Raw genomic sequence first — 3966 nt, 5'->3', positions numbered from 1 at the left:
TTTGATATTGTCATTTATAGAATCTCCTCCTTTGTTTCTAGAAAATTCTACTCCTTTTGTCGATTGTTTTTGGGGGGTTACCTATTAGGGTCAATTACCCTAATATTAGGAGTTAAGTTTGTCTGAATTTCTTTTAAATTTTCCTGATAATTTAAGAAATCAGTCCCATAATATGTTAAGCTTAATATTACAGCTGTAGAAGTTAAATAAATTAGTACTGAATAATTAGGAAAAGTCGTGATGAGATTTGTAGTAATAGGGTAGATTAAACTTCCTTTAAATGTGGCAGAAGTAAGATAATGTTTCTGAAAATACCCTTCGGTTATTAAGATTTCATCAGCAAGAGTTGCCGAAACAAAAATACCACCTCCTTTTGTCCCATTTACAATAAAACCAGTGATACCGCTAATTATTAAATGCGTTCCATATGCTAACTTCTTGGAAAAGGTAGAAGCAGCATTATTTTTATTAAAATTTACCTTATTAGATGAGATTGTAGATATTATATCATCTATATCATAGCCTAAGTTAGAAAAAGATTTTATTACTAGATTTTTACGAAATAAAAAAGAGAATGCCATAATTATTAATTTTTATTAAAAAAATGGCATTATATGTTCTTAAAAATAATACGCAAGTAGAAACAATTATTATATATGGAGCATTGTTTATTAAAAATAGATATCATCATTGCAAGCAGGCGTTGTTGCGTGGATGCCGATGTCATTCCTGCGAAAGCAGGAATCCACTATAAAGCGAGATAAATCGAGCTCTTAATTTCAAAAATTTTCTGTATGTATACTTTTTTTCTGGATTCCCGCCTACGCGGGAATGACATCGTACGTTTTTTTTGAGCCGTGCAACAACTCTAGTCAAGCCATGGGGTGATAGAGGTGAAATTGATCCATGCAACAATATCTTTTGAGCAACTGAAAGAAGCGTGTCAATCCATTCTTGCTACGTCAAAATTTACAGTTTTTTCTTCTTAGCTCAGACGTTAAATGCTTAACTAATCTATCTTTAATAAACGCTGCCAAATTAGGTGATAAGTTGTGTTATAGTATAAAGGAAAAATGTAGGAGTAGGGAAGAAAGTAAAAAGGCAGATAAATAAAACCTGCCTTTTTGTAATTATTAACGAGAATATAACTCGATTACTAAATGAACTTCTGCTTCAAAAGGATATGGAACATCAGAAAGAGCAGGAACTCTTAAATATTTACCGGTTAATGAAGGTACATCAAATGATAAATAGCCTGGTATTGTTTGACCTTGTTTTGAAACAGATTCTTGGATAAGCGGTATTTGTTTTACGGATTCTTTGACTTCTATAACATCACCTTCCTTTAGTCGTATGCTTGCTATATCGGCTTTCTTACCGTTTAATTTAATATGCCCGTGTGAAACTAATTGTCTTGCAGCAAAAATAGTTGGAGCTATATTCATTCTATAAACAACTGTATCAAGTCTGCTTTCAAGTAACCCAATGAAGTTTTCACCAGTATTACCTTTCATTTTTTGAGCAAGTGCAAAAATATTTCTAAATTGTTTTTCAGTGACACGACCGTAATGGCATTTTAATCTTTGCTTAGCTTTTAAATGTAAACCATAATCTGAAGTTTTAATCATGGTATTCTGTCCATGCTGTCCTGGACGATAATTTCGTGTATTGAAAGCATCCTTGCTATCACCCCATAGACTTACTCCAAGTCTTCTACTAGCTTTATATTTAGAACGAACAACTTTTGTCACTGATAATATCCTTAACTTTATATTTGAATTACAAGAAAATATATACATTTCTTATATCAAAGTCAATCATTGATTTTTACCCTAAAACTTTTTATATTTAATTAAAAAATATTTCATATGAGTTCTTTAGTAACACCAATCAATTTAGATAAAATCAATCATCCACAGAGTACTGTTAAAGACTATATTTTACTTATGAAACCACGTGTGATGTCGCTTGTGATTTTTACAGGTTTTGTAGGTATATGGCTTGCTCCTTATTCCGTGCATCCTTTTATTGCCGGTATTGCAGTTGTTTGCATAGCTCTTGGGGCGGGTAGTGCAGGAGCAATTAATATGTGGTACGATAGAGATATCGATAGCTTAATGAAACGTACTCAAAAAAGACCTATTGTCAGAGGTGCTATAGAATCTGATGAGGCTTTATCTTTTGGTTTGATAACGGGATTTTTTGCAGTATTTTTTATGGCTTTATGCGTTAATCTACTTGCGTCCTTTTTACTGCTATTCACTATTTTTTATTATATCTGTATTTATACTATTTGGTTAAAGCGTCGTTCTATACAAAATATCGTTATTGGCGGAGTATCGGGAGCATTACCTCCTGTGATAGGTTATGCAGCGGTAAGCAATACTATATCTCTAGAGTCGATTATATTATTTTTGATTATTTTTATTTGGACGCCACCGCATTCATGGGCTCTTGCTTTATTCTGTAACGATGATTATAAAAACTGTAGAGTACCGATGATGCCTGCAGTAAAAGGGAATTTATATACTAAGAAACAAATTCTAATTTACAGCACCCTTTTATTTATTGTTTCGTTAATGCCTTTTTTTATCGGAATGAATAATTTTATATATTTAATAACTTCCGGTATTCTTGGGTTAGTATTTCTATATTATTCCGGTTCTTTATTCTATGACACCTATGATAACAAACAAGCTAAACGATTTTTTGCTTATTCGATATTTTACTTGTTTTTTATATTTTTACTTTTGTCCTCAACTAGCACTATATCCACTATTAGCTGAGGGATAATAGTATTGGGTTATTTTTATGGAAGATAAAATTGAAACTCAACGTGAAGAAACATATCATAGGTTTATTTTCATGCAAGTGATTTTTTATTTATAACTGTAATTTTTAAATAAGAAGGGTTAGAAGATATATCGGATTTGATTCCAAGGGAGTAACCTGTCATGCAACATACCCCATCGTTTGATAAAATTACTCTTAATACCGGCTTTATAACGTACAGCCTTGCCTCCATATTCGCTTACTTTATTTTCCTGTATATTTGGTTGCCAAATTAAGGCTTCACTCTCTAATCTATTTGAGGCAATATTTCTTTCATGCTGCTTTTCGTTATGTGTTAAAAATATACATTCCGCTTTTATAAACGGTTTATATTGGTTGTTTATGTATTGATCTAAATCTTCAAATAACTTTGTATATTCGGTAAGCCAGCCTTCATAAGCAATAATAGGAGAAAAGTTTAGATGAACTTCGTAACCTGCTTCAATAAAAATATTCACCGCTTTTATTCTCTCGATAATCGGACTCGTTTTTGGCTCTAATATCTTACTTATCCTTGCCGGCACCAAACTAAATCTAATCCTTATTGTGCCTTCAGGATTAAAATTAAGTAGTTTATGATTAACATATTTAGTAGCAAAAGTTGCTTTAGCATGCGGATGTTCTTTAAAGAAATTAAATATCTTTAACCAATTAGTGTGTTTCCAATGCAGACTTACATCGGTAGAACAACCTATATCATATGTCCAATATTTAGAATCTGTTTGATTGGAAATTTTAGTCGGTAAACTTGCTACATGTTTATCTAATACGTCAAGTATTTGATCTATATTTTCATTTATATATAATGTTTCATAGTTGTGACGCATTGCATAACAATAACTATTTCTACAACCTCCTGCACAGCCATATATAAAGTTAGGAGTTATGTAATCCGCTGATCTTCCATTAGGGCGTACATGCAAAGTTTTCGTATTTTGTACTATTTTCTTAATCATACATTTTTAAATTAAAGTTTATGTAAAATACTTACTTAGCTTTACAAGCTTCAGATTTATTTACTTATATTGAAATTGTAGTTATAAATTATTAATTATAAATATATCATAAGTTATGGAAAAACCAAGCTATCTAAATTTTGAGAATAAAAATTGGTCGTGCCTCCGTATTGCAGTT

4 protein-coding genes are annotated in these 3966 nt (G+C 31.3%); 1 reads left to right on the top strand and 3 read right to left on the bottom strand.

Translation table 11 applies throughout. From position 1 onward, the window contains the following. Positions 1-77: 77 nt before the first annotated feature. Together KYQ89_RS05710 and rpsD are read right to left on the bottom strand one after the other, a co-directional pair. Positions 78-581 (bottom strand): hypothetical protein, encoded by a 504-nt coding sequence (locus KYQ89_RS05710; RefSeq protein WP_256621450.1) that lies wholly within the window; start codon positions 579-581, stop codon positions 78-80. Between the two features lie 552 nt (positions 582-1133). Further along, complete coding sequence (rpsD, locus tag KYQ89_RS05705; protein WP_218460783.1) at positions 1134-1751, bottom strand: 30S ribosomal protein S4; 618 nt, start codon at positions 1749-1751, stop codon at positions 1134-1136. A gap of 117 nt (positions 1752-1868) precedes the next feature. On the opposite strand from rpsD, the gene cyoE reads away from it, so the two are divergent. Next, positions 1869-2786, top strand: coding sequence for a heme o synthase (gene cyoE, locus KYQ89_RS05700; protein WP_218460782.1), 918 nt, complete (start codon positions 1869-1871; stop codon positions 2784-2786). A 126-nt stretch (positions 2787-2912) separates the two neighbouring features. On the opposite strand, the gene KYQ89_RS05695 is transcribed toward cyoE, so the two are convergent. After that, positions 2913-3788 carry an SPL family radical SAM protein gene (locus KYQ89_RS05695; RefSeq protein WP_218460781.1) on the bottom strand — a complete coding sequence of 292 codons (876 nt, stop codon included), beginning with the start codon at positions 3786-3788 and terminating at the stop codon, positions 2913-2915. Positions 3789-3966: the final 178 nt, after the last annotated feature.

The organism is Rickettsia sp. TH2014 (genome assembly GCF_019249195.1).
GTDB lineage: Bacteria > Pseudomonadota > Alphaproteobacteria > Rickettsiales > Rickettsiaceae > Rickettsia > Rickettsia felis.
Note: the sequence above shows the minus strand (reverse complement) of the source record. Positions and strands in the feature narration are given on the sequence as shown.